Annotated in this window: 23 protein-coding genes; 9 read left to right on the top strand and 14 right to left on the bottom strand. The window is 61.7% G+C overall.

Annotation, left to right across the window (positions count from 1 at the left end; translation table 11 throughout):
* Nucleotides 1–89: 89 nt before the first annotated feature.
* Entirely contained in the window at nucleotides 90–305 is a 216-nt protein-coding gene (rpsU, locus tag NAV32_RS07605) for a 30S ribosomal protein S21 (RefSeq protein ID WP_003283508.1), read from the bottom strand.
* Nucleotides 306–511: 206 nt separating this feature from the next.
* On the opposite strand from rpsU, the gene tsaD reads away from it, so the two are divergent.
* Nucleotides 512–1,543, top strand: coding sequence for a tRNA (adenosine(37)-N6)-threonylcarbamoyltransferase complex transferase subunit TsaD (gene tsaD, locus NAV32_RS07600; protein WP_256052285.1), 1,032 nt, complete (start codon nucleotides 512–514; stop codon nucleotides 1,541–1,543).
* 26 nt (nucleotides 1,544–1,569) lie between these two features.
* Here the strand turns inward: tsaD and plsY are convergent, their stop codons facing one another.
* A complete protein-coding gene (gene plsY / locus NAV32_RS07595) occupies nucleotides 1,570–2,139 on the bottom strand; it encodes a glycerol-3-phosphate 1-O-acyltransferase PlsY (protein ID WP_256052200.1) in 570 nt (189 codons plus the stop codon).
* 157 nt (nucleotides 2,140–2,296) lie between these two features.
* Between plsY and folB the strand changes: the two genes are divergently transcribed.
* Both folB and folK read left to right on the top strand, forming a co-directional pair.
* Nucleotides 2,297–2,650, top strand: coding sequence for a dihydroneopterin aldolase (folB, locus tag NAV32_RS07590; protein WP_256052199.1), 354 nt, complete (start codon nucleotides 2,297–2,299; stop codon nucleotides 2,648–2,650).
* The gene (gene folK / locus NAV32_RS07585; protein WP_256052198.1) at nucleotides 2,641–3,168 is read left to right on the top strand and encodes a 2-amino-4-hydroxy-6-hydroxymethyldihydropteridine diphosphokinase; all 528 of its coding nucleotides are present in this window, start codon (nucleotides 2,641–2,643) and stop codon (nucleotides 3,166–3,168) included. Before folB ends, folK begins: the two co-directional genes overlap by 10 nt.
* Nucleotides 3,169–3,285: 117 nt before the next feature.
* Here folK and NAV32_RS07580 read toward each other — a convergent pair whose 3' ends face one another.
* The 11 genes from NAV32_RS07580 to NAV32_RS07530 form a co-directional block, all read right to left on the bottom strand.
* Nucleotides 3,286–4,434 (bottom strand): multifunctional CCA addition/repair protein, encoded by a 1,149-nt coding sequence (locus NAV32_RS07580; protein ID WP_256052197.1) that lies wholly within the window; start codon nucleotides 4,432–4,434, stop codon nucleotides 3,286–3,288.
* A 100-nt stretch (nucleotides 4,435–4,534) separates the two neighbouring features.
* Nucleotides 4,535–6,085, bottom strand: a complete 1,551-nt coding sequence (locus tag NAV32_RS07575) for a SpoVR family protein (protein ID WP_256052196.1) — start codon at nucleotides 6,083–6,085, stop codon at nucleotides 4,535–4,537.
* Nucleotides 6,086–6,095: 10 nt separating this feature from the next.
* Complete coding sequence (locus NAV32_RS07570; RefSeq protein ID WP_256052195.1) at nucleotides 6,096–7,367, bottom strand: YeaH/YhbH family protein; 1,272 nt, start codon at nucleotides 7,365–7,367, stop codon at nucleotides 6,096–6,098.
* Between the two features lie 77 nt (nucleotides 7,368–7,444).
* Nucleotides 7,445–9,367, bottom strand: a complete 1,923-nt coding sequence (locus tag NAV32_RS07565; RefSeq protein ID WP_256052194.1) for a PrkA family serine protein kinase — start codon at nucleotides 9,365–9,367, stop codon at nucleotides 7,445–7,447.
* Nucleotides 9,368–9,650: 283 nt separating this feature from the next.
* Nucleotides 9,651–9,980 carry a thiosulfate sulfurtransferase GlpE gene (glpE, locus tag NAV32_RS07560; RefSeq protein ID WP_256052193.1) on the bottom strand — a complete coding sequence of 110 codons (330 nt, stop codon included), beginning with the start codon at nucleotides 9,978–9,980 and terminating at the stop codon, nucleotides 9,651–9,653.
* Nucleotides 9,977–10,804 carry a symmetrical bis(5'-nucleosyl)-tetraphosphatase gene (locus tag NAV32_RS07555; RefSeq protein WP_256052192.1) on the bottom strand — a complete coding sequence of 276 codons (828 nt, stop codon included), beginning with the start codon at nucleotides 10,802–10,804 and terminating at the stop codon, nucleotides 9,977–9,979. The genes glpE and NAV32_RS07555 overlap by 4 nt, the downstream gene beginning before the upstream one ends.
* Entirely contained in the window at nucleotides 10,801–11,184 is a 384-nt protein-coding gene (gene apaG / locus NAV32_RS07550) for a Co2+/Mg2+ efflux protein ApaG (RefSeq protein WP_256052191.1), read from the bottom strand. The genes NAV32_RS07555 and apaG overlap by 4 nt, the downstream gene beginning before the upstream one ends.
* Before the next feature lie 20 nt (nucleotides 11,185–11,204).
* On the bottom strand, nucleotides 11,205–11,999 hold the full coding sequence (gene rsmA, locus NAV32_RS07545) for a 16S rRNA (adenine(1518)-N(6)/adenine(1519)-N(6))-dimethyltransferase RsmA (protein WP_256052190.1): 795 nt from the start codon (nucleotides 11,997–11,999) through the stop codon (nucleotides 11,205–11,207).
* A gap of 174 nt (nucleotides 12,000–12,173) precedes the next feature.
* Nucleotides 12,174–13,163 carry a 4-hydroxythreonine-4-phosphate dehydrogenase PdxA gene (gene pdxA, locus NAV32_RS07540; RefSeq protein WP_256052189.1) on the bottom strand — a complete coding sequence of 330 codons (990 nt, stop codon included), beginning with the start codon at nucleotides 13,161–13,163 and terminating at the stop codon, nucleotides 12,174–12,176.
* Nucleotides 13,164–13,340: 177 nt separating this feature from the next.
* On the bottom strand, nucleotides 13,341–14,648 hold the full coding sequence (locus NAV32_RS07535) for a peptidylprolyl isomerase (RefSeq protein WP_256052188.1): 1,308 nt from the start codon (nucleotides 14,646–14,648) through the stop codon (nucleotides 13,341–13,343).
* Complete coding sequence (locus NAV32_RS07530; protein ID WP_256052187.1) at nucleotides 14,629–17,403, bottom strand: LPS-assembly protein LptD; 2,775 nt, start codon at nucleotides 17,401–17,403, stop codon at nucleotides 14,629–14,631. The genes NAV32_RS07535 and NAV32_RS07530 overlap by 20 nt, the downstream gene beginning before the upstream one ends.
* Before the next feature lie 130 nt (nucleotides 17,404–17,533).
* On the opposite strand from NAV32_RS07530, the gene NAV32_RS07525 reads away from it, so the two are divergent.
* From NAV32_RS07525 to NAV32_RS07515, 3 genes are read left to right on the top strand one after another with little or no spacing between them, the layout of a single operon-like run.
* Nucleotides 17,534–18,556: an aminoglycoside phosphotransferase family protein gene (locus tag NAV32_RS07525; protein ID WP_256052186.1), complete on the top strand. Its 1,023-nt coding sequence runs from the start codon at nucleotides 17,534–17,536 to the stop codon at nucleotides 18,554–18,556.
* On the top strand, nucleotides 18,553–19,221 hold the full coding sequence (gene murU / locus NAV32_RS07520) for an N-acetylmuramate alpha-1-phosphate uridylyltransferase MurU (RefSeq protein WP_256052185.1): 669 nt from the start codon (nucleotides 18,553–18,555) through the stop codon (nucleotides 19,219–19,221). Before NAV32_RS07525 ends, murU begins: the two co-directional genes overlap by 4 nt.
* A complete protein-coding gene (locus NAV32_RS07515; protein ID WP_256052184.1) occupies nucleotides 19,221–19,991 on the top strand; it encodes a DnaJ domain-containing protein in 771 nt (256 codons plus the stop codon). The genes murU and NAV32_RS07515 overlap by 1 nt, the downstream gene beginning before the upstream one ends.
* A gap of 66 nt (nucleotides 19,992–20,057) precedes the next feature.
* Here the strand turns inward: NAV32_RS07515 and NAV32_RS07510 are convergent, their stop codons facing one another.
* A complete protein-coding gene (locus tag NAV32_RS07510; protein ID WP_256052183.1) occupies nucleotides 20,058–21,074 on the bottom strand; it encodes a DUF3530 family protein in 1,017 nt (338 codons plus the stop codon).
* Nucleotides 21,075–21,282: 208 nt separating this feature from the next.
* On the opposite strand from NAV32_RS07510, the gene gabT reads away from it, so the two are divergent.
* The 3 genes from gabT (at nucleotide 21,283) to NAV32_RS07495 (ending at nucleotide 24,032) form a co-directional block, all read left to right on the top strand.
* Nucleotides 21,283–22,563, top strand: coding sequence for a 4-aminobutyrate--2-oxoglutarate transaminase (gabT, locus tag NAV32_RS07505; RefSeq protein ID WP_256052182.1), 1,281 nt, complete (start codon nucleotides 21,283–21,285; stop codon nucleotides 22,561–22,563).
* A 96-nt stretch (nucleotides 22,564–22,659) separates the two neighbouring features.
* Nucleotides 22,660–23,334, top strand: a complete 675-nt coding sequence (rpe, locus tag NAV32_RS07500; protein ID WP_256052181.1) for a ribulose-phosphate 3-epimerase — start codon at nucleotides 22,660–22,662, stop codon at nucleotides 23,332–23,334.
* Nucleotides 23,331–24,032: a phosphoglycolate phosphatase gene (locus NAV32_RS07495; RefSeq protein ID WP_336604862.1), complete on the top strand. Its 702-nt coding sequence runs from the start codon at nucleotides 23,331–23,333 to the stop codon at nucleotides 24,030–24,032. Before rpe ends, NAV32_RS07495 begins: the two co-directional genes overlap by 4 nt.
* Nucleotides 24,033–24,067: the final 35 nt, after the last annotated feature.

Genomic DNA, 24,067 nt, shown 5'->3' with positions numbered 1-24,067 from the left:
CATTCGCCAGCTGGCGAAGCGGAGTCTTTTTCAGCGCAAATGCAAAGCCCGGCATTCGCCGGGCTTGAAGCAGCTTCGCTGTACCGGGATCAGTACAGGCGAACGCTGCGGCGCTGTTCGCGCTGCACTTTCTTGGCGTGACGCTTGACTGCGGCAGCAGCTTTACGCTTGCGCTCGGCAGTAGGCTTCTCGTAGAACTCGCGGCTGCGGACTTCGGCCAGAACACCGGCCTTTTCGCAAGAACGCTTGAAGCGACGCAGAGCTACGTCGAATGGTTCGTTCTCTTTGACTTTAACGTTGGGCATCCAGGACGTACCTTCACTTGTTTACCGGTTACAACGCGCTTCGGCAAATATCGCGAGCACGCTGGTTTTAAGGGTTGCGGATGTTAACGCCTTGCTGCGAGGAATGCAAAGGGCGTTGAGCGAAAAAGCATCAGAGTCCTGGCCCCTGTGGCACTGCGGCGATTATCATGCGCGGCTTCATTCGCTTCTCTAAAGGTTACACACCCATGCTGGTGCTGGGGCTGGAAACTTCATGCGACGAAACCGGTGTCGCGCTGTATGACAGCGAACAGGGGCTGCTGGCCGATGCGCTGTTCAGTCAGATCGACCTGCACCGTGTGTACGGCGGCGTTGTGCCCGAGCTGGCGTCGCGCGATCACGTCAAGCGCATGCTGCCGCTGATTCGTCAGGTGCTGGATGAGGCCGGGCGCGATTCGAGCCAGATCGACGCAGTGGCTTATACAGCCGGCCCTGGTCTGGTGGGTGCCTTGCTGGTGGGCGCCTCCTGTGCTCAGGCGATGGCCTTTGCCTGGGGCGTGCCGGCGATTGGTGTGCATCATATGGAAGGTCATCTGCTGGCGCCCATGCTCGAAGAGCGGCCCCCGGCGTTTCCGTTCGTCGCCTTGCTGGTTTCCGGTGGCCATACGCAGCTGGTGCGGGTCGATGGCATCGGTCGTTATGAGTTGCTGGGTGAGTCGGTGGACGATGCGGCTGGTGAGGCCTTCGACAAGACGGCCAAGTTGATGGGGCTGCGCTATCCCGGCGGCCCTGAAATCGCTGCGCTGGCCGAGCGTGGCACGCCGGGACGCTTTGTATTCCCGCGCCCGATGACTGATCGTCCAGGGCTGGATTTCAGTTTCAGCGGCCTCAAGACCTCCACCCTCACCACCTGGCAACGCTGTCGCGCTGCTGGTGATGAGGGCGAGCAGACGCGCTGTGACATCGCCCTGGCCTTCCAGCAGGCGGTCGTCGATACGTTGACGATCAAATGCCGCCGCGCCTTGCAGCAGACGGGCCTCAATACGCTGGTGATCGCCGGTGGCGTGAGCGCCAATCAGGCCCTGCGGCACAGTCTGGAAGGCATGCTCGCCGAACTCAAAGGGCAGGTGTTCTATGCGCGACCACGCTTCTGCACGGACAACGGTGCGATGATCGCCTATGCCGGATGTCAGCGCCTGCTCGCCGGTCAGCATGAAGACCTGGCGATCAAGGTGCAGGCGCGCTGGCCGATGGAAAGTCTCCCCGGCTGCGGGGTGTAAGCGCAGGTTGCGTCGTTCAGGTGTCCTCAGAAGTGCCGTTCGCGTCCGGCAATCAGGTCGCGCAGGTTGCCGCGATGCCGCCAGATGATCAGGCCGGCCAGCAAGGCCATCGGCAGTAGGCTGTCGGGGCGTTGCCACGCAAGTAGTGGCAGGCACAGCGGCAACGCGGCCAGCGCGGCCAGGGAGCTGGTGCGGGAGAGTTTGAATACCAGTAGCCAGGCGGCCAGTGCGAGCAGCGCGGCGGGTGGATAGAGTCCTAGCAGGGCGCCTGCCGCAGTGGCCACGCCCTTGCCGCCGCGAAAGCGGAAATACAGCGGATACAGGTGGCCAAGCACGGCTGCCAGTGCAATCCAGCTTTGCTGCTCGATCGGTAATCCCAGGGCTGCGGCGAGCAGCACGGGCAGCAGGCCCTTGAGCAGGTCGCCGCATAGCGTGGCAATCGCCAGGCGCTTGCCGGCCAGCCGCAGCATGTTGGTCGCGCCTGGGTTGCCGGAGCCACTCGCACGTGGGTCGGGTGCGCCCACCAGACGGCTGAGTAGAATGGCAAATGACAGTGAACCGATCAGATAAGCGAGCAGTGTCAGTTGCCAGAACATGAAATTACATCCGGGGCAGGGGTCCCAAAGTCTAACAGGGCGCTGTAAAACTACCTGCGTTGGCAATACTTCGTTAAAAAAACGGCATGGCCCGTGTTTTTCGATGATCGCTGCCAGCGACGCAGGATGAACCGTGTCGTGCCGTGGAGTGAGTTGCGTGGATACAGTTTTCATCGAAGGGTTGCAAGTGGATACGCTGATCGGCGCCTATGACTGGGAACGCGGTATTCGCCAGTGCCTGCGGCTGGACCTGACCCTTGGCTGGGACATTCGTCCTGCTGCCGAGAATGACGAACTCGCAAAGGCGCTTGATTACGCCGAAGTGGCGGGTGTCATCGACCAGTTTGCGCAGGCAGCCCGCTTCGAGCTGGTCGAGACGTTCGCCGAGCGCCTGGCTGCGACCCTGATGACGCGCTTCGCGATCCCCTGGTTGCGGTTGCGGGTAACCAAACCGGGCGTCAATGCCCGCGCTACGGCGCTGGGCGTGGAGATCGAGCGCGGATGTCGCTGATACCCGTATTGCTCGGGCTCGGCAGTAATGTCGAACGCGAGCGCAATCTGACCGCCGGCCTCGATGCGTTGAGCCAGTTGCTGGGAAACATGCGCTGCTCACCGGTCTTCGAAAGCCATGCGGTAGGCTACAAGGGCGACAACTTTTTCAATCTGACAGTGGCCGGCACGACCGAGCTGCCCCTGATGGAGCTGGATCGCCGGCTCAAGTTCATCGAGGCGGACAATGGCCGCTATGCGCCTGACCGCAAGGGTTTGCCGCTGGATATCGACGTGCTGATGTATGCCGATCTGGTCGGCAATTTCCATGGCCTGGAACTGCCGCGTCCGGAGACGTTGAGGAATGCCTTCGTCCTTTGGCCACTGGCCCTGCTGGCGCCCGAGGTTTGTCATCCGCTGGCCGGCCAGACGTTTGACGAGCTTTGGCAGGCCGCACGAATCGAGCAGCAACTGTGGCCGACAGCCTTTCGTTGGCGAGAGAGCGAACTGACGCCCCAAGAGCTGCTGAGTCGATCGTAGGGTGGATGTCGCCTTTTACATCCACCGTGGCTCCGCTCGGTGGATGGCCACCCCGTGGATCGGTAAAGCGTGATCCACCCTACATGACCGTCCGCTGCCACGCTCGCGAACCTGCGTTCAATGCGGGTTGGCGACAAAGTCCTCGATGGCCTTGAATCGCTCGCGTTTCAGGGCTTCTCCCAGTTCCGCTCCCTTGTAGCCCTGCGCGATCAGCGTTTTCGCTCCCACAGTGCGGACGGCGTCTGCGGCAGCGCGCAGCCAGGCGCTTTGCGGATGTTCGTCCTGTCCTGGGGTGGGATATGTGCAGGCGATCATCTCGCAGGCTGCAATGAACTGCTCGAAGCGCTCGGGGCGGCGGTGGATGTCGAAGTGCTGCAGCAGGTCGAACAGCTCTGCAGCGCCAAGCTCCAGCGCCCGCTGTGCGTGACTGTGGAATTCACCGACCAGTAGGGCCAGTTCCTGACAGTCGCGTGGGACCTTGTAGCGTGCATTTACGGCTTCGATTACAGCTTTCTTGCTCAGCGAATGCAGCAAGCAAGCCCAGCGAATGGTCAGTGGCTGCTCGTGGAGAGCGCACTGGCGCAGCACATCGAGCAGGTTCGTGTCCTTGCCGGTGTGCGCTGCGAAGAGCGCGTCAATCTCGGGAAGCAATACGGCGAGCGCGCCGCAATCGCGCAACACCTGCACAAACACGTCGGGGTGTGGCTCCATCAGGGCGCGGGAAATTTCCTTCCAGCAGCGCTCCGGTGTGAGCGCTTGCAGTTCGTCCGACTCGGCCAGCTGGCGCATCAGTGCCAGGGTTTCGTGGGCGACGGTGAAGCCCAGCCCGGCATAGCGTGCCGCAAATCGGGCCACGCGCAGCACCCGCAGCGGGTCTTCGGCAAAGGCGGGCGAAACATGCCTGAGTGTGCGTGCGGCGAGATCGGCCTGGCCGTTGTAAGGGTCTATCAGCCGACCCTGTTCGTCCTCGGCCATGGCGTTGATGGTGAGATCGCGGCGGATCAGGTCTTCTTCAAGGGTGACGTCGGGGCTGGCGTAGAAAGTGAACCCACCATAGCCGCGCCCGCTTTTGCGCTCGGTGCGGGCCAGGGCATATTCCTCGCCGGTTTGTGGATGCAGGAACACGGGGAAGTCCGCGCCCACCGGGCGATAGCCCAGCGCCTGCATTTGCTCGGCGCTGGCGCCGACCACAACCCAGTCCACCTCGGTTACGGGACGCCCCAGCAACCGGTCACGTACCGCTCCGCCGACTTTGTAGATCTGCATGCCTTCCTCCGTTCGTGCGGAGGATAAAGGATAAACAGGGTTCGGGCCTCAGGCGGTAGGCCGGATCTTGCGTTACGCGTTTGGCGCGCAATGTTCGTGCTCAGTGTTTCGTCGTCAGATTCAAGCCGGGGAAACGCGGTTCGGGCTCTGCTTCGGTCCTGGGCGGCATATGGTGAGTGGCCACGCGATTGTCGTCCTGCATGGAATGCAGATGGACATCAAAGCCCCAGAGACGATGCAGGTGTTTGAGGACTTCTTCGGTAGAACTGCCCAGGGGTTTGCGGTCGTGTTGCTGGTGGCGCAGGGTCAGCGAGCGATCGCCACGGCGGTCCACGCTCCAGACCTGGATATTGGGTTCGCGGTTGCCGAGGTTGTACTGCGCGGCCAGCAATTCGCGAATGGTGTGGTAGCCGCTCTCGTCATGGATGGCCGGCACCAGCAGTTCGTCCTTGTGGTCGTCATCAAGAATGCTGAACAGCTTGAGGTCGCGTATCACTTTGGGTGAGAGAAACTGCAGGATGAAACTCTCATCCTTGAAGTTCTGCATGGCGAATTTCACCGTGGTCAGCCAGTCGCTCCCAGCGATATCGGGGAACCAGCGCCTGTCTTCCTCTGTGGGGTTCTCGCAGATCCGCCGGATATCCTGGTACATGGCGAAACCCAGCGTGTAGGGGTTGATGCCGCTGTAGTAAGGGCTATCGAACCCCGGCTGGTAGATCACGCTGGTGTGCGCCTGGAGAAATTCGAACATGAAGCCGTCTGTCACCAACCCCTCGTCGTAGAGGTCGTTGAGCAGTGTGTAGTGCCAGAAGGTGGCCCAGCCTTCGTTCATTACCTGGGTTTGCCGCTGCGGATAGAAATACTGGGCGATCTTGCGCACGATCCGCACGACCTCGCGCTGCCAGGGTTCCAGCAGGGGTGCGTGTTTCTCGATGAAGTAAAGGATGTTCTCCTGTGGCTCGACGGGGAAACGCTGGCCGTCGTCCTCTTCATCGCCTTTTCCAGGGCCGCGGGGGATGGTGCGCCAGAGGTCGTTGATCTGCTTTTGCAGGTGCTCTTCGCGGTCTTTCTGGCGCCGCCGCTCTTCCTCGGCAGAGATGGGGTAGGGCCGCTTGTAGCGGTCCACGCCGTAGTTCATCAGCGCGTGGCAGGAGTCCAGCAGGTCCTCTACCGCATTGATGCCGTGGCGTTCCTCGCACTGGGTGATGTACTGCTTGGCGAACACCAGATAGTCGATGATCGAGCCGGCATCGGTCCAGGTGCGGAACAGGTAGTTGCCCTTGAAGAAGCTGTTGTGGCCGTAGCTGGCGTGGGCGATCACCAGCGCCTGCATGGTGATGGTGTTTTCCTCCATCAGATAGGCGATGCAGGGGTCGGAATTGATCACGATTTCGTAGGCCAGGCCCATCTGGCCACGGCTGTAGGATTTCTCGGTGCTGAGGAAGTGCTTGCCGTAGGACCAGTGGTGATAGCCCAGCGGCATGCCCACCGAGGCGTAGGCGTCCATCATCTGCTCGGCGGTGATCACCTCGATCTGGTTGGGGTAGGTGTCGAGGGCATAGCCTTCGGCGATCCGGCCGATTTCGCGGTCGTAGGCACGGATCAGCTCGAAGGTCCATTCCGAGCCGGTGGAAATGGGCTGTCGTTTCATGCGGCGTACCTCAGCTGGCCATGCGTCGCTGGAAGAGTTCGCGGAACACCGGATAGATATCCCCCGCACTCACCAGTTGCTGCTGGGCGAACGAATCGGCAAAGGCTTCGGCCACCTGGTTGTATTCGTACCACAGTGCCTGATGTTCGCGAGGCGTGATTTCAACGTAGGAGAAGTACTGGACGAACGGCATGATCTGGTTGATCAGAATGTCGCGACAGACCGGCGAATCATCGTTCCAGTTGTCGCCGTCAGAGGCCTGAGCCGCATAGATATTCCACTCGTTGACCGGATAACGCTCGGCCATGATTTCCTGCATCATTTTCAGCGCGCTGGAGACGATGGTGCCGCCGGTTTCCCGCGAGTAGAAGAACTCCTCCTCGTCCACCTCTTTTGCACTCGTATGGTGGCGGATAAACACCACCTCGATCTTGTCGTAGCTGCGCTTGAGGAACAGGTACAGCAGGATGAAGAAGCGTTTGGCGATGTCCTTGGTCGATTGGGTCATGGAGCCGGAAACGTCCATAAGGCAGAACATCACGGCCTTGGAGCTGGGGTTGGGATGTTTGACCAGCAGGTTGTATTTCAAATCGAAGGTATCGAGAAAGGGCACGCGGTTGATGCGCGCGCTCAGGCGTTCGATTTCCTGTTCGATGATGCGGATATCACTGAAATTGTCCGGCTCTTCAAGTTTGAGTCGCGCCAGTTCGGCCTTTGCCTCACGCAGCTTCGTGCGGCTGCTGCCGGACAGCGCAATACGCCTGGCGTGCGCCGAACGCAGGGTGCGGACGATGTTGATCCGTGACGGGTTGCCTTCGTTGCTGATGCCGGCGCGTACCGTCTTGAAGGTATCGGTACCGGTGATGTGGCGCTTGACCAGGTTGGGCAGCTCCAGATCCTCGAACATGAAGTCGAGGAACTCCTCCTGGGTGATCTGGAAGACGAAATCGTCCAGGCCCTCGCCGTTGTCACTGGCTTGTCCTGAGCCACCCCCGCCGCCGCCCCCTTGCGGGCGCGGGATGCGTTCGCCGGCGACGAACTCCTTGTTGCCGGGATGAACGACAGTCTGCCGTCCGCCACGGCCATGGTGCAGCACGGGTTCGTCGATATCACGACCGGGAATGCTGATCTGCTCGCCATGTTCCATGTCGGTGATGGAGCGCCGCCCCACGGCTTCCTCCACCGCCTTCTTGATATGCCCGCGGTAACGCTGCAGGAACCGTTGGCGGTTCACCGTGCTCTTGTTCTTGCCGTTCAGGCGGCGGTCGATCACGTAGCTCATAGCCCCTCCGGTGCAGCTGGAATCCAGCGCTGGAAGCACGTTTCACTTTCAGCGCTGGCTTCAGGCATCAAGCTGCTCTACTGCGATTTGCGTACCCGCAAATACCATTCCGAGAGCAGGCGAACCTGTTTCTCCGTGTAGCCGCGTTCGACCATGCGCACGACGAAGTCGCTGTGTTTTTTCTGGTCTTCCTTGCTGGCCTTGGCGTTGAAGCTGATGACGGGCAGCAGGTCCTCGGTGTTGGAGAACATCTTCTTCTCGATCACCACGCGCAGCTTCTCGTAGCTGAGCCAGGACGGATTCTTGCCGTTGTTGTTGGCGCGGGCGCGCAGCACGAAGTTGACAATCTCGTTGCGGAAATCCTTCGGGTTGCTGATGCCGGCGGGTTTCTCGATCTTCTCCAGCTCCTCGTTGAGGGCCATGCGGTTGAGGATTTCGCCGGTTTCCGGATCGCGATATTCCTGATCCTGAATCCAGAAGTCGGCGTAGAGCACGTAGCGGTCAAAGATGTTCTGTCCGTACTCGCTGTAGCTTTCCAGGTAGGCGGTCTGGATTTCCTTGCCAATGAATTCGACGTAGCGCGGCGCCAGGTATTCCTTGATGAAGCGCAGATAGCGTTCGCGCGTCTCGGCGGGGAACTGTTCCTGTTCGATCTGCTGCTCCAGCACGTAGAGCAGGTGCACCGGGTTGGCGGCGATTTCGTGCGGATCGAAGTTGAAGACTTTGGACAGGATCTTGAAGGCGAAGCGGGTCGACAGGCCGTTCATGCCTTCGTCGACGCCTGCGGTATCGCGGTATTCCTGGATCGACTTGGCCTTGGGATCGGTGTCCTTGAGGTTCTCGCCGTCGTAGACGCGCATCTTCGAGTAGATGTTGGAGTTTTCCGGTTCCTTAAGGCGCGAGAGCACCGAAAACTGGGCAAGCATCTTCAGCGTGTCAGGCGCGCAATGGGCCTTGGCCAGCGAGCTGTTGAACAGCAGCTTGTCGTAGATTTTCACCTCGTCGGTGACGCGCAGGCAGTAGGGCACCTTGACGATGTAAATACGGTCGATGAAGGCTTCGTTGTTCTTGTTGTTGCGGAAGGTGTGCCATTCCGATTCGTTGGAGTGGGCCAGCAGGATGCCGCTGTAGGGAATTGCCCCAAGCCCCTCGGTGCTGTTGTAGTTGCCTTCCTGGGTGGCGGTGAGCAAGGGGTGCAGCACCTTGATCGGCGCCTTGAACATCTCGACGAATTCCATCAGGCCCTGATTGGCCCTGCACAGCGCGCCGGAGTAGCTGTAGGCATCGGCGTCGTTCTGCGGAAATTCCTCCAGCTTGCGGATATCCACCTTACCCACCAGCGCGGAGATGTCCTGGTTGTTCTCGTCCCCCGGCTCGGTCTTGGCCACGGCGATCTGGTTGAGAATCGAGGGGTACAGTTTGACCACGCGGAACTGGCTGATGTCGCCGCCGAACTCTTGCAGGCGTTTGGTTGCCCAGGGCGACATGATCGAGTTGAGGTAGCGCGGCGGAATGCCGTAGTCCTCTTCGAGGATCCGCGCATCTTCGGCGGGGTTGAACAGCCCCAGCGGCGACTCGAACACCGGCGAACCCTTGATGGCGTAGAAGGGCACCTTTTCCATCAGATGCTTGAGTTTTTCCGCCAGTGAGGATTTGCCGCCGCCTACCGGGCCGAGCAGGTAGAGAATCTGCTTTTTCTCCTCCAGGCCCTGAGCGGCATGGCGGAAGTAGGAAACGATCTGGTCGATGCACTCCTCCATGCCATGAAAGTCGCCGAACGCCGGGTAGCGACGGATTACCTTGTTGGAAAAGATGCGTGACAGACGCGAGTCGGTCGAGGTATCGATCAGTTCAGGTTCGCCGATGGCCATCAGCAGGCGCTCGGCGGCACTGGCGTATGTGCCCGGATCTTCCTTGCACAGATCGAGGTATTCCTGAAGCGAATACTCTTCTTGCCGGGTTGCTTCGAATCGTTGCTGGTAATGGCTGAAAATGCTCATTGACTTCACCTCGGACGATGCTCGGAGCCGGTGTTGTCATCAGGCATTCAGGGGCGGCCTGCTGTTGTGCGGCGGCCTTGATGGTGGCGTCCCCCCGAACTGCCGATGGTCGTGACCTGAGGCCCGGTAGTCGTTTTGCCGACTTTCACCTGTTTGGATGGCCTGAGCTCAAGGATAGTTCGGATTCGGCAAACTCAATGGGGCGAGCAATGATTTGGTGCGAGATTTTTTCAGGCGCAAGGCTCAAGGCCGCGTGCTGCGCGGCCTCTGGAAGAATGACTTTTTATGTCGGATCGCCCTGTTCGACGTCCTGCGGGAAGCTGTGCCGCCAGAGCTCGAAGCCGCCGTCGAGGCTGTAGACGTCGGAGAAGCCCTGATTGACCAGATAGGCGGCGGCGCTCTGGCTGGAGTGGCCGTGATAGCAGGTGACGATCAGGGGCTGATCGAGATCGGCTGCGGCAATGAAATCCGGCAATGAGTGGTTGTCCAGCAGGGTTGAGCCGCGAATATGGCCGCTGGCGTAGCTCTGGGCGTCGCGGATATCCACTACAACGCCACCTTGTTCGCGCAGTGCCTGGGCCTGCTCGGGGGAGATGCGCTTGAATTCGGTCATACAGGCTTTCCGTGATCGCAGTCGCAACGATGCATTTCGCCGCTGTCGAGGTTCATCAGGGTCATGGCATTGCCCCAGACGCAGCCGGTGTCCAGGGCATGGACATTGGGGGCGTCGCAGCGGCCTTCCAGCGCGGCCCAGTGGCCGAAGATTATTGTGCAGTTACGGGTCTTGCGATTGGCATGGCTGAACCAGGGGGCGAAGCCGGGCGGAGCCGTCTCGATGCCTTCCTTGGCTTCCAGGTTGAGCGTGCCGTCGGCCTTGCAGAAGCGCATACGGGTGAAGTAGTTGGTGATCAGGCGCAGGCGTGGCACGCCGTGCAGTTCCTTGTCCCACTTGGCCGGCTGGTTGCCATACATGCCGTCGAGAAACGGCAACAGGAGGGCATCGTCACGCAGCACCTGTTCAACTTCTGCCGCGCGCCTGAGGGCTTTTTCCATGGTCCACTGCGGCGGGATGCCGGCGTGGACCATGGTGGTTTCCCGGTCACTGTCGTAATGGACGAGCTTCTGCTGTCGCAGCCAGTCGATCAGGTCGCTGCGGTCAGGCGCGTCAAGAATCGACCTGAGCGTATCGGAGCGCTTCAGCCGGTCGATGTTGTGCGCCACGGCCAGAAGATGCAGATCATGATTGCCCAGCACCGTGACGCCCGAGCTGCCCAGATCGCGAACGAAGCGCAGCGCTTCCAGTGACTGAGGGCCACGATTGACCAGGTCCCCGGCGAGCCATAGACAGTCGCGCGACGGGCTGAAGTCGACTTCCTGCAGCAGGCATTGAAGGGGTTCCAGGCAACCTTGCAGGTCGCCAACGGCATAAGTGGTCAATGCAGCACTCCGGGGACGGCGAGGCGAAAAGGGGCAATGATTGCGTCGAAAGCGTGACCATCCTCGGCAAGCATCTGGTAGCTGCCCTGCATGATGCCGACACTGGAACTCATCAGCGTACCGCTGGTGTAGACATGGCGCGCACCCGGTACGATCAGCGGTTGTTCGCCCACTACGCCGGCGCCGCGTACCTCCTGTACCTGGCCGTCGCCGTCGGTGATGATCCAGTGGCGCGACAGCAGCTGTGCCGATAGCTGGCCATTGTTTTCGATCACTACCTTGTAGGCAAAGGCATAGCGGTTTTGTTCCGGCTGCGACTGTTCGGGCAAGTACTGCGGCGTGACGTTGACGTCGATCTGGTAGCGGAGATCTTCAGACATGAATTCTGCTCGGTATGCCGTTAGGTACGGGCGGAGAGTTGATCGGAGAGCCGAACAAAAGCGGCCAGATCCAGTTGCTCGGGACGCAGGCTGCCGTCGACGTCTGCTGCGGCGATGGCGTCCGCATCGAGCAGGCCCTTGAGCGTATTGCGCAACGTCTTGCGGCGCTGATTGAAGGCCTGGCGGACTACGGTTTCGAGCTGGCGGTGATCCTGTGCCGGATGTGGCAATTGCGTGTGCGGCACCAGCCGGACGATCGCCGACTCCACCTTGGGCGCCGGGTTGAAAGCGCCTGGGCCGACATTGAACAGATGCTCCACGCGGCAATGATACTGGACCATGATCGACAGTCGGCCCCAGTCACCGCCGCCATGTTGAGCGGCGAGCCGCTCGACCACTTCCTTCTGCAGCATGAAGTGCATGTCGCGGATCAGATGCGCGTGGTCGAGCAGATGGAAGATCAGCGGCGTGGAGATGTTGTAGGGCAGATTGCCGACGATGCGCAGGCTACCGGGTACATCGCTCAGGCGTGCAAAGTCGAATTTCAGGGCATCGCCCTGGTGCAGGGTGAAATTGTCCCGCTCGGCAAACTTGCCTTGCAGAATCGGGATCAGGTCCAGATCCAGCTCCACCACATCCAGATGAGCTCCACTGTCCAGCAGGCCTTCGGTCAGTGCGCCCTGGCCTGGCCCGATCTCAACGAGCCGCTCGCCGGGCCTGGCGTGTATGGCCCGCAGAATGCGGTGAATCACGCCGGCATCGTGCAGGAAGTTCTGGCCAAAACGCTTGCGCGCGCGGTGTTGGTACTCGGACATGGAAGCTCCAGGGAGCAGCTTGAAGCCTGAAGCTTGAAGCTGAAACAGATAAGGCGAGCATTTTAGCAGGCTGGGGAAGAGGGCACGACAAAAGCGCCGGGGCTGAACGGTAAAGGGTATGCCGCTTTAGCATCCCGCGGCACTTCGCTTGCTGGTTGGCTAAGCCGCGATCCGTTAGCGGGGCTGGCTACCGCTCATCTGGTAGGCCGTTTCCAGCGCGACCTGAAGGCTGCCGGTATCGACTTGACCGGTGCCGGCCAGGTCCAGTGCGGTGCCGTGATCGACCGAGGTGCGCACGATGGGCAGGCCCAGGGTGACATTGACGGCGGCGCCGAAGCCCTTGTACTTGAGCACCGGCAGGCCCTGGTCGTGATACATGGCCAGCACCGCATCGCAGCGATCAAGGTGCTTCGGGGTGAATAGCGTATCGGCTGGCAGCGGTCCGATCAGGTTGATGCCTTCCTCGCGCAGCCCTGCCAGTGCTGGTTCGATGATCTCGATTTCTTCGCGCCCAAGGTGGCCGCCTTCGCCGGCGTGGGGGTTGAGCCCGCAGACCAGAATCCGGGGCTGGGCAATGCCGAATTTGCCGACCAGATCGGCATGCAGGATGCGCGTCACTCGCTCCAGGCGTTCGCGGGTGATGGCGGCGGCAACATCCTTGAGCGGCAGATGCGTAGTGACCAGCGCAACCCGCAGGCCCTGTGTGGCGAGCATCATTACCACCTGCTCGGTGTGGGTCAGCTCGGCGAGAAATTCGGTATGGCCGGAAAAGGGTATACCGGCGTCGTTGATCACACCCTTGTGTACCGGGGCTGTGATCATTCCGGCGAAGTGGCCATCCAGGCAACCCTGGCCGGCGCGGGTCAGGGTCTCCAGCACGTACTGTCCATTGCGGGGGTCGAGCCGGCCCGGCTCTGCCGGTGCTTTCAGTGGCGTGTCCCAGACGTAAAGGCTACCTGCCGGGGCCGGTGTTTGCGGCCAGGCGCCAGGCAGAACCGGCAACAACTGGATATTCAGCCCGAGTAGTTGGGCGCGCGCGGTGAGCAACTCAAGGCTGGCGATGGCGATCAGCGCGTGCGGCTGAGCATTGCGTGCCATGAGCAGGCACAGGTCGGGACCAATGCCAGCCGGTTCGCCGGGTGTGACAACGAAGGGAAGGGGCATGGCGTCTCCGATCTGTGTCTCTGATCAGCGGGTTATGCCTTTTGGCCGTCGGATTACGCCTTCGGCTAATTCGACCTACAAAGGCGGGCTTCGTAGGGTGGATCGCGCTTCATCGATCCGCCGAGCGAAGTTGCGGTGGATGTAAAAAGCGACATCCACCCTCCGTTTCCCTACAGGTTACAGCTTCACTTCCACATAGGCTTCGTCGCGAATCTGGCGCAACCAGGCCTGCAGTTCTTCGTCGTACTTGCGGTTGCGCAGCAGGTTCATGGCTTGCTGTTCACGGAACTCTTCGCTGGCATCAGTGGCGCGGCGGCCCAGTACTTCCAGGATGTGCCAGCCGAACTGAGACTGGAAAGCTTCCGACAGCTGGCCATTGGCAGTGTTGGCCATGACTTCACGGAACTCCGGAACCAGCGAATTCGGATCGATCCAGTTGAGGTCGCCGCCGTTGAGGGCCGAGCCGGGATCTTCGGAGAAGCTGCGCGCCAGCTCGGCGAAGTCTTCGCCTGCTTCGATGCGGTCACGCAGGCGTTCGATCAGGCGGCGGCTTTCCGCTTCGCTGCGGATCTGGCTTGGCTTGATCAGAATGTGGCGGACATGCACCTCGTCCCGCACCTGGGTATCGCCGCCGCGCTTGTCCAGCAGTTTGAGGATGATAAAGCCCGGCGGCGTGCGCACAGGCTGGGTGACTTCACCCACGCTGAGCTCGCGCACCTGGGTGTCGAACGGCGGCGGCAGTTGCGCAGCCTTGCGCCAGCCCATGTCGCCACCTTCCAGGGCGTTCTCGCTGGCCGAACGCGATACCGCCAGCTGGGCAAAATCCACACCCTGCTGCAGTTGCTGCCAGGTATCCGTTGCGCTCTTTTCGGCCGCCTGGATGGCTGCCGAATCCGAGGATTCGGGTACCGGGATCAGAATGTTGGCCAGCCGGTATTCTTCGGAAAGCTGTAGCTTGCCCAGATCCGAAGCCAGGAAGTTTTCCACTTCCTGATTGGAGACCTGAATGCGCTCAGCAATGCGCCGCTGGCGCACACGGCTGATGACCATCTCGCGGCGAATCTGCTCGCGTGCCGTTTCCAGGCCCAGACCGTCCTGCTGCAGTGCGCTGCGGAACTGCTCCAGCGTCATGTTATTGCGCTGGGCAATGGTGGCCAGGGCCTGGTTGAGCTCTTCGTCGGAGATGCGAATGCCCGAGCGTTCGCCGATCTGCAGCTGCAGGTTTTCGGTAATCAGGCGCTCCAGCACCTGCTGTTGCATGACGTCGATCGGAGGTAGTTCCGCACCACGCTTTTCGATGGTCTGCTGCACTTCGGCCAGACGCTGGTCCAGCTGGCTCTGCATGATCACGTCGTTGTCGACGATGGCGACGATGCGGTCCAGCGGGCGCACCTGAGCTGTCGCCGCGGTGGCAAGGAGCGAACCGCACAGCAGCACGGTAGCCAGCGACAGCGGGCGCAGGGTGTCAGAAAGCTTGATTTTCACGTTCACGGTAACCTTGTATGCCTTCGTCGAGGAAAGTCTCAGTGGCACCGCCGATGACGTTGCCGAGGCCTTTGAACACGATCTGCAGGAAGATGCCGGTATCCGGTTCATCGTTGAGATCGGGGTTGAGACTGGTTTCGTCGTAATCGATCCAGTAGCGGTTGATCACGCGCATCTTCCAGCAGCAGTTGTCGTACTCGAAGCCGCCAAAGGCTTCCAGCGTGCGGCTGCGGCTGTAGTCGTGCTGCCAGCGCCCGATCACGCTCCACTGCGGAACCACCGGCCAGATGAACGAGAAGTCATGCTGGTCGATCTTGTAGTAGTCCTTGATGTAGTTGGGCTGACCCTGCGTTCCGAAATCACTGCCGTAGGTCCACTGGCCGCTGGCTTGGTCGTAACGCATGGTGTCATTGCGATAGCGATAGCCGATGTTGACGATCTTGTTGGGGTTGTCAGCCGGTTGGTAATGCCACATGGCGCTGCCGGAGCGAGTCGTGTGGCTGTCCGGGTCCCAGACAAAGCTCGAGGTGAAGCGCCAGTCGCGGTTGTAGCGGTACATGTATTCAAGCGCATAGGGTGATACCGACGCTTGCTCGGTATCGCGGTCGCGATAGTCGATGCCGGGCATCTGTACCTTGCGGTCTTCAAAGTAGAAGGCCTGGCCGATGCTCACGCGCTGCCGTTCGAACCCGTTGGGTTCGACCCAGCGGCTGGTTACGCCGAGGGAAATCTGGTTGGCGTCGCCGATACGGTCCTTGCCGGAGAAGCGATTTTCACGCCAGAGCGAGGAGTAACTAAAGCTGCTTTCTCCGGTGTCGAAGACAGGGATATCATCCTGGTCCTCTTCCGGCACATAGAGATAGAACAGCCGAGGTTCCAGCGTCTGGCGGTAATCCTTGCTGAATAGCTGGGTTTCGCGGTCGAAATAAAGACCAGAGTCGACGCTGAAAATCGGCACGCTGCGGTCGGGAGAGTTCTTGAAATCTCGTCCAAGACCGATGAGATCGCCTCGCCCTGTGCTATCCAGATCAAGGTCGTACTGTGTGTAGGCATACTTGAGCGATGGTGTGACAAAGCCCCAGCTCCAGTTCAGCGGTAGGCTGACGCCCGGCTCCAGATGAATACGTTCACCTTCGGCGCGGTCAAGGCCGCTTACATTGTTGTCGTACCAGGGCTGAGCCGTACCACCTTCATCGATGAAGTTGCCGCTACGCAGACTCCGCTGAAAGCTGACGAACTCTGTGCTGTAGGCGAAATTCAGCCCGCCGGGCTGGAAGGGCAGTGCGCCATCCAGGGTCAGCTGCGGCAGACGTTCATACGGCGTGGTGTCGACCACACTGGTGGCCTCGTAGGCATGCACGTTGAGTTTGGCGGTGTAGCTGTCGCCACGCCAGGTCAGGGTGCCGCGCTGATCGAGGAAGTCCGGCTGGCTGATGCCCAGCTGTGTATCCAGGTCCTGGAAATAATAGGGATCGCTGATATCCGTATAGTCGACTTCGGCCAGCAGGCGCGAGTCCAGGCCGCTGCGGTTCTGCCAGCTGTACATCCAGCGCTGGTCTTCGTATTCCGATTGCAGCTTGCGGTCGTCGTTGTCGTCGTTCAGCCAGGCGGCGCCGAACTGGCCTTCGCTGCTGCGGGTCAGGTAGCGAAACTCGCCTTCCATCAACAGGCCGCGATCGGTCATCAGGTGTGGATACAACGTGGCGTCGAAGTTGGGCGCCAGGTTGAAGTAGTAGGGGGTCAGCAGTGACAGGCCGGTGTCGCTGGAGCTGCCGATGGTCGGCATGAGGAAGCCTGACTGACGGCGGTCATCGATGGGGAAGTGGATATAGGGTGTGTAGAACACCGGAATATCCTTGACCCGCAGCGTGACGTTGGTAGCCGAGCCGAAGCCGGTGGCCGGGTTCAGCGTGACGTTGTTGCCTCTCAGGTGCCAGGTGTTCTCGCCCGGTTCACAGCTGGTGTAGGTGCCGTCCTTGAGGCGGATGATGGCGGTTTCCTCGCGCTTGGCGTACTGCGCGCTACCGCGAATCCTGCTGTCGTGCAGAACGTACTCGGCGTTCTCGATCTTGGCTTCACCACTGTCGAGGAAGATCTCCGCACGGTCGCCGACCATCAGCGCGTTGCGGTCACGCAGGCGGACGTTGCCTTTCAGCTCGCCACGATTTTCCAGCTGATAGAGACTCGCTTCGTCGGCTTCGGCCTGCATGCTGCCCTGGCGCAACACCACGTCGCCTGCCAGCGTGGAAACTTCCTGCTCCTGCTCGTGGCGGGTCGCCTTGGCCGATACATAGGTCGGCGCATCGCTCATGGGGGTGTCGTCGAACTGCCCCGGACGGCTCGGCTCTATATAGGCGCCGGCGCAGTAGGGGCCCGTCTCGGCCAGTTGCGCGTTGGTCAGCTGCTCGCGCGGGACCCAGTCCAGATGGCTGTAGTCGGCGCTGCGTGAGGCCAGGGCGCGGCCCTTGCTTTTGGTGACGTCAGTGGTTGTGGCTGCCTGGCGCTGGGTTTTGCCGGTGGCAGATTGCGCGCCATCACCTGCGCTTTCGGCGGCACTGCCGCGATGCAGGGGGCGTGGCGGCAGTGTCGGGCTGGCGGCATTGCTTGCGCAGTCCCAGCCACCACCAGCACCCGGCTGGCAGGCGAACTGTTCGGCTGCGATGGCGACGGGTATCGCTATAGGTTGCAGTGCGAGCAGACTGCCGGTAACCAGTAGCGGGAATTTTTTGCGAAATGCGGGATTTTTGACTGCCATCTTGTTTTTTGGTCCGTGCTTGCGGCGAGCCATCGGCCGTGCTGGGCCGCAGGCCTCTCGATGGGCTGAGAAAGATCCGGGATAATAAAGCATGACCTGCTTATCGGCTAGCGCCGTGGAGAGCCCTGATATGCCGCAACACGATCAACGTCTGCTGGACCTCTGCGCCTGGCTGGAGCCTCGCCTGCAGGACATTTTTACGCACCGCGGCTGGGGCCCGGTGCCTGAGGCTTCGCTGATCCCGGCCAGCAGCGATGCGAGTTTTCGCCGCTACTTTCGCTGGCAGGCGGCGGATCGCAGCCTGATTGTGATGGATGCGCCGCCGCCCCAGGAAAACTGCCGACCTTTCGTCGAGGTGGCGGCGCTGCTGGCCGAGGCGGGCATCCATGTGCCGGAGGTGCTTGCCGAGGATCTGGAGCGTGGCTTTCTTCTGCTCGGTGATCTGGGCCGTCAGACCTACCTGGATGTGATTGACGAAGACAACGCCGATGGGCTGTTCGCCGATGCGATCCAGGCCTTGTTGGCATTCCAGGTGCTGCCTGTATCGGCGCAGCTGCCACGCTATGACGAAGCTCTGCTGCGGCGTGAATTGCAGCTGTTTCCCGAATGGTATGTGCAGCGTCATCTGGGCTACAGCTTCAGCCCGGCGCAGCAGCAGCTCTGGGAGCGCAGCTGTCGTTTGCTGATCGACGCCGCGCTTGCGCAGCCGAGCGTGCTGGTGCACCGCGACTACATGCCGCGCAACCTGATGATCAGTGACCCGAATCCGGGCGTTCTGGACTTTCAGGATGCGGTCATTGGCCCGGTGACCTATGACATCACCTCGCTGTTCAAGGATGCCTTCCTCAGCTGGCCGGAAGAGCGGGTACAGGGCTGGCTGCAGGGCTACTGGCAAGCCGCGCGGGCAGCGGGTATCCCGGTTCAGGACAGCTTTGCCGAGTTTCAGTGCGCCAGCGATCTGATGGGATTGCAGCGGCACCTGAAGGTCATCGGCATTTTTGCGCGAATCTGCCATCGCGACGGCAAACCTCGCTATCTGGCCGATGTGCCGCGCTTCTTTGCCTATGTTGACGGTGTACTGGCACGCCGTCCCGAGCTGGCCGAGCTGGCGCAACTGCTACAAGACCTGCCACGCACACAGGCCCACCCATGAAAGCGATGATTCTGGCGGCAGGCAAGGGCGAGCGCCTGCGCCCGCTGACGCTGCATACACCCAAGCCACTGGTGAGGGCCTGCGGCGTACCGCTGATCGAGTATCACATCCGGGCGCTGGCCGAGGCTGGCTTTGGCGAACTGGTGATCAATCACGCCTGGCTGGGCGAGCAGATCGAAGCTTATCTGGGCGACGGTGATCGATTCGGTGTACGCATCCGCTACTCGCCCGAGAGCGAGCCGCTGGAAACCGGTGGCGGCATCCATCATGCACTGCCATTGCTGGGGGATGCCCCTTTTGCGGTCATCAATGGCGATATCTGGACCGACTATGATTTTTCGGCCCTGAAGAAGCCGCTGACCGGGTTGGCCCATCTGGTACTGGTGGATAACCCCGGCCATCATCCGGACGGGGACTTCGTGCTTGCCGAGGGTCGGGTGGCCGAGGAAGGCGCGGGGAGCCGGCTGACCTATAGCGGCATTGCGCTGCTGAGTCCTCGCCTGTTCGACGGTTGCAGTGCGGGTGCCTTCAAGCTTGCGCCCCTGTTGCGCCGCGCGATGGCGGCGAATGACGTCAGCGGCGAGCGCCATCCAGGGCGCTGGGTCGATGTCGGTACCCTTGAACGGCTCGCTGAAGTCGAACGCATCCTCGGAGAGGGTTGCTGATGTTCTGGCCCATCACACTGTTTGGAGCACTGGCTGGCGGGTTGCTGGCAAGCATTCCAGGCGCTTTGCTCGGAGCGCTGATCGGACAGATGCTCGACCGTCGGCTCGGGCTGGGTTCCTGGTCGGAGCTGCGCCAGCGCATGAAAGGCAGTCAGCCGATGATGGCGGGCAACGAGTTGCTGTTCTTTCTGCTCGGGCGTCTGGCGAAAAGCAGTGGCCGGGTCAGCGAGGCGCACATTCAGGTGGCGCGCAGCGAAATGCGGCGGCTGCAACTGGCGTCAGCGGCTCAGCGCGCCGCCATCGACGCGTTCTATCGGGGCAAGGCCAGCGGTGAGGGGTTGCGCGAACCTCTGCAGCGACTGCAGGGGCGGCGCGACGAGGCGAAGGCGATCCTGCAGGCCTGCTGGCGGATGGCGCGGGCGCCGGGGCGGATAGATGCTCGCGCCCATGAATTGATACTGCTGTGGGGCAAGTGGATGGGCTGGGAGGCGGTCGCGGTTGCGGCGCTTGATCAAGCCGGCGGTCGGCGCCGGGAGAGTCCGAGCAGTCCGGGGGGCGCATATGAGCAGGCATTGCGTCTGCTGGGCGTGGGTAGCGACAGCGACCCGCAGACCATCAAACGCGCCTATCGACGTCTGCTCAGCAAACATCATCCGGACAAACAGGCCGGCGCTGGTGCAACACCGCTGCAGGTTCGTGAAGCAACCGAGCGAACCCGTGAATTGCATAATGCCTATGCGCTGATTCGTGAGCGCCGGGGCTTTCGTTAGCAGGCTGTTGAAACCTGCCTGCGCTGGCAATCCGGCTGCTTGCTTCACCAGGCTTTCAATGGGCTGCTAGCGCTCCTTTTTATCGGACGGCTTGTCCAGCCACCCACGCACCCGCCGCACAAGTTGCTCCTGCTCGACCTTGCGTTCCTCGGCCTGCGGGGTCAGGCCGACCTGATGGTAGGCCGGATGGGCAATACGACGGCTTGCATTCAGGCGTTCCCGCGCGGCCGCCAGGGTGCTGGCGTTGTTACGGTAATAGAAGTCTGCAGTTGCCAGCTTGAGTGTCGGAACCAGCTGGGCGAGTGGTTCCTGCTGGCTTTCCGGCTGTCGTGGCTGGATCAGCGCCAGTCCCTCGACGTCATCGGGTGCCCACTGTTGCAGGTGGTGGGCGGCCCAGTAGGCGCCTGTGCCCTGACCCAGCAGGATGATGGTCCCCGGTTGCAGGCTGCGGGCATGATCCAGCGCTGCCGTGATTCGTGCATCAATGCGCTCAGGCAGGCCGGCTTCCTCAGTGACGTCGCCCGCTGGGGCCTGTTCCTGCTCAATCTCATCCGGTGCCGCGTCATCCTGCAAGGCTGCGGTTTCTTCAGGCAGATAGCCGGCTTCGCTGGGTGCACTCGGTGGTTCTGCGTCGTTTGTCGGTTCGTCGGGTTCGGGTTCGTCCGCGGCTGGAGCCAGCGTGGCGGATGGAGTGAATCCGGGAGCATCCGGCAGGCTGAGGCTCAGGGTGTGCCAGCCGTGATCGGGAAGGTTGCGGCGCAGAGGGCCTATGCCGAGCGGCCAGTCCGCACTTTCACCCTCGCCGGGCAGGAGAATCACCAGCCCTCTTGGCTCGGCGACATTCGCCGGTAGCCAGAGGGCCATAAAGGTTTCTTCAAATGTCTGGAGGTTGAGCACTTCTGCGGGGGATAGCTGACGCGCAAGATCGACCGCCATTATGTCGCTGCGCGATGACAGCGTGTGACGCTCCACCGGCGCAACAACTGGCGTCTCGACTGCGGCTTCCGGCTCGTTTGCGCTGACGGCTGTAATGGCCAGCGCGAAGGCGCAAAGACCGACCCTCATGTGGTGGCGGCAAAGCATCGGGTTCTCCTGCTGGGTCTGTTGCGCTCGGCATGGTTGCCCGGCACGCCGCAAGCCTAACGGCAACCGTGCCGGTGCGGAATTCATCTTTATGCCAAGGGCGTGCAATATCCCGAACAGCGGCTTAGAGTAATCCTTTGCAAGATACTGCACAGGCGAGCGCCCTGCCTTCAAGGGCAACCTGTTGCCCGTTCACCGAGGAGCCCTTATGAGTCAGACCAACGAATCTCTTATGCAGCGTCGCGTTGCCGCCGTCCCTCGTGGTGTAGGGCAGATTCACCCGATCTTTGCAGACCATGCCCGGAACAGTCTGGTGGTGGATGTGGAAGGGCGAGAGTTCATCGACTTTGCCGGGGGCATTGCCGTGTTGAATACCGGTCACCTGCACCCGAAAATCATCGCGGCGGTGGAGGCGCAGTTGCACAAATTGACCCACACCTGCTTTCAGGTTCTCGCCTATGAGCCCTACGTCGAGCTGTGCGAAAAAATAAACGCGCGGGTGCCGGGTGATTTCGCCAAGAAGACGCTGCTGGTCACTACCGGCTCCGAGGCGGTGGAAAACGCGGTGAAGATCGCCCGTGCCGCCACCGGTCGTGCCGGGGTGATTGCCTTCACCGGTGCCTACCATGGCCGCACCATGATGACCCTCGGCTTGACCGGCAAGGTCGCGCCGTACTCCGCTGGAATGGGCCTGATGCCGGGCGGTATCTTCCGTGCGCTGTACCCCTGCGCCATTCATGGCGTCAGCGTCGATGACTCGATCGCCAGCATCGAGCGCATCTTCAAGAACGACGCGGAGCCACGCGACATCGCGGCGATCATCATCGAGCCGGTGCAGGGCGAGGGCGGCTTCAACGTCGCGCCGAAGGATTTCATGGCTCGCCTGCGCGCACTGTGCGACGAACACGGCATCCTGCTGATTGCCGACGAAGTGCAGACCGGCGCCGGGCGTACCGGCACCTTCTTCGCCATGGAGCAGATGGGTGTGGTGGCGGACCTGACCACCTTCGCCAAGTCGGTCGGCGGCGGCTTCCCGATCGCCGGCGTGTGCGGCAAGGCCGAGCTCATGGACGCCATCGCCCCGGGCGGGTTGGGTGGCACCTACGCCGGCAACCCGCTGTCCTGTGCAGCAGCGCTGGCAGTGCTGGAAATCTTCGAAGAGGAACAGTTGCTCGACCGCTGCAAGGCGGTCGCCGAGAAACTCACCACCGGCCTCAAGGCCGTTCAGGCGCGGCACAAGGAAATCGGCGAGGTGCGCGGGCTTGGCGCGATGATCGCCATCGAGCTGTTCGAGGACGGTAACCATGCCCGACCGGCAGCGGCGCTCACATCGCAGATCGTCGCCAGGGCGCGGGACAAGGGGCTGATCCTGCTGTCCTGTGGCACTTACTACAACGTACTGCGGGTGCTGGTGCCGCTGACGGTGGAGGACGAGCTGCTCGACCGCGGCCTGGCAATCATTGGCGAGTGCTTCGACGAGTTGACCTGACCGGAACCCGAGGCGGCGCACCGACCATCGCCATGCTGTCGTTACGTCGCCTCGGGTACAATGCGCGGCATTCCGCCCGTGCTACCCGAGGTCGTCATGCAGCCGTTCGCCATCGCCCCTTCCATTCTTTCCGCCAATTTCGCCCGCCTGGGCGAGGAAGTGGACAACGTGCTGGCCGCCGGCGCCGACATCGTCCATTTCGATGTGATGGACAACCACTACGTGCCCAACCTGACCATCGGCCCGATGGTCTGCTCTGCACTGCGCAAGCACGGCGTGACCGCGCCCATCGACGTGCACCTGATGGTCAAGCCGGTGGACCGCATGATCGGCGACTTCCTCGAAGCCGGCGCCAGCTACATCACCTTCCACCCGGAAGCCTCCGAGCACATCGACCGCTCGCTGCAGCTGATCAAGGACGGCGGCGCCAAGGCCGGTCTGGTGTTCAACCCGGCCACGCCACTGGACGTGCTCAAGTACGTCATGGACAAGGTCGACATGGTCCTGCTGATGAGCGTCAACCCTGGTTTCGGCGGGCAGAAGTTCATTCCCAACACACTGGACAAGCTGCGTGAAGCGCGTGCGCTGATCGATGCCAGCGGTCGCGAGATTCGTCTGGAGATCGACGGCGGCGTCAATCCGAAGAATATCCGTGAGATCGCGGCGGCGGGCGCCGATACCTTCGTCGCCGGTTCGGCCATCTTCAATCAGCCGGACTACAAAGCGGTGATCGAGCAGATGCGTGCCGAGCTGGCGCTGGCTCGTCCATGACGCGGCTGGAGCAACTGTTCGACGGCAAGCTGCCGCAGCTGGTGATGTTCGATCTGGACGGCACGCTGATGGATTCGGTGCCGGATCTGGCTACGGCGGTGGACAAGATGCTGCTGCAGCTGGGTCGCGAACCGGCTGGTGTGCAGCAGGTGCGCAACTGGGTGGGCAACGGCTCGCCGGTGCTGGTGCGGCGCGCGCTGGCGGGGCAGCTTGAGCATGATGGCGTCCCTGGGGATCTGGCTGCAGAAGCGTTGGCGCTGTTCATGCAGGCCTATGCCGGCGGGCACGAGTTGACTACCGTCTACCCCGGCGTGCGCGAATGTCTGGGCTGGCTGCGCGAGCACGATGTGCCGATGGCGATCATCACCAACAAGCCGGCCCAGTTCATCGAGCCGCTGCTGGTAGAGAAGGGCCTGGTCGGTTATTTCCAATGGCTGGTCGGCGGCGACACCCTACCGCAGCAGAAGCCCGACCCGGCAGCGCTGCTCTGGGTGATGGGCAAGGCGGGTGCCGCACCGGTCGAATCGCTGTTTGTCGGTGACTCGCGCAATGATGTCCGGGCGGCCAAGGCTGCTGGGGTGCCCTGTGTTGCACTCAGCTACGGCTACAACCATGGTGAACCCATCGCTAATGAGCAGCCGGCAATGGTGCTGGATGACCTGCGTGAGCTGGTTGCTTCGGCTGAGGGCCTGCGCTAGTGTGGCCCAACTCTGCACCCCGCCAAAGAGATCAG

The organism is Stutzerimonas stutzeri (assembly GCF_024448695.1).
Classification (GTDB): Bacteria; Pseudomonadota; Gammaproteobacteria; order Pseudomonadales; family Pseudomonadaceae; genus Stutzerimonas; species Stutzerimonas stutzeri_T.
The sequence above is the reverse complement of the archived record's forward strand: the minus strand, read 5'-3'. Positions and strand labels throughout refer to the sequence as shown.

Excerpts from the sequence above, each read along its gene's own strand:
- NAV32_RS07575 (WP_256052196.1), bottom strand. The coding sequence starts at position 6,085 with ATGAAACGACAGCCCATTTCCACCGGCTCGGAATGGACCTTCGAGCTG.
- NAV32_RS07510 (WP_256052183.1), bottom strand. The coding sequence starts at position 21,074 with ATGCTTTGCCGCCACCACATGAGGGTCGGTCTTTGCGCCTTCGCGCTG.
- rpsU (WP_003283508.1), bottom strand. The coding sequence starts at position 305 with ATGCCCAACGTTAAAGTCAAAGAGAACGAACCATTCGACGTAGCTCTG.
- murU (WP_256052185.1), top strand. The coding sequence starts at position 18,553 with ATGAAAGCGATGATTCTGGCGGCAGGCAAGGGCGAGCGCCTGCGCCCG.
- pdxA (WP_256052189.1), bottom strand. The coding sequence starts at position 13,163 with ATGCCCCTTCCCTTCGTTGTCACACCCGGCGAACCGGCTGGCATTGGT.
- folK (WP_256052198.1), top strand. The coding sequence starts at position 2,641 with ATGTCGCTGATACCCGTATTGCTCGGGCTCGGCAGTAATGTCGAACGC.
- NAV32_RS07530 (WP_256052187.1), bottom strand. The coding sequence starts at position 17,403 with ATGGCAGTCAAAAATCCCGCATTTCGCAAAAAATTCCCGCTACTGGTT.
- plsY (WP_256052200.1), bottom strand. The coding sequence starts at position 2,139 with ATGTTCTGGCAACTGACACTGCTCGCTTATCTGATCGGTTCACTGTCA.
- tsaD (WP_256052285.1), top strand. The coding sequence starts at position 512 with ATGCTGGTGCTGGGGCTGGAAACTTCATGCGACGAAACCGGTGTCGCG.
- apaG (WP_256052191.1), bottom strand. The coding sequence starts at position 11,184 with ATGTCTGAAGATCTCCGCTACCAGATCGACGTCAACGTCACGCCGCAG.
- gabT (WP_256052182.1), top strand. The coding sequence starts at position 21,283 with ATGAGTCAGACCAACGAATCTCTTATGCAGCGTCGCGTTGCCGCCGTC.
- NAV32_RS07570 (WP_256052195.1), bottom strand. The coding sequence starts at position 7,367 with ATGAGCTACGTGATCGACCGCCGCCTGAACGGCAAGAACAAGAGCACG.
- glpE (WP_256052193.1), bottom strand. The coding sequence starts at position 9,980 with ATGACCGAATTCAAGCGCATCTCCCCCGAGCAGGCCCAGGCACTGCGC.
- NAV32_RS07515 (WP_256052184.1), top strand. The coding sequence starts at position 19,221 with ATGTTCTGGCCCATCACACTGTTTGGAGCACTGGCTGGCGGGTTGCTG.
- rpe (WP_256052181.1), top strand. The coding sequence starts at position 22,660 with ATGCAGCCGTTCGCCATCGCCCCTTCCATTCTTTCCGCCAATTTCGCC.
- NAV32_RS07580 (WP_256052197.1), bottom strand. The coding sequence starts at position 4,434 with ATGCAGATCTACAAAGTCGGCGGAGCGGTACGTGACCGGTTGCTGGGG.
- NAV32_RS07525 (WP_256052186.1), top strand. The coding sequence starts at position 17,534 with ATGCCGCAACACGATCAACGTCTGCTGGACCTCTGCGCCTGGCTGGAG.
- rsmA (WP_256052190.1), bottom strand. The coding sequence starts at position 11,999 with ATGTCCGAGTACCAACACCGCGCGCGCAAGCGTTTTGGCCAGAACTTC.
- NAV32_RS07495 (WP_336604862.1), top strand. The coding sequence starts at position 23,331 with ATGACGCGGCTGGAGCAACTGTTCGACGGCAAGCTGCCGCAGCTGGTG.
- NAV32_RS07565 (WP_256052194.1), bottom strand. The coding sequence starts at position 9,367 with ATGAGCATTTTCAGCCATTACCAGCAACGATTCGAAGCAACCCGGCAA.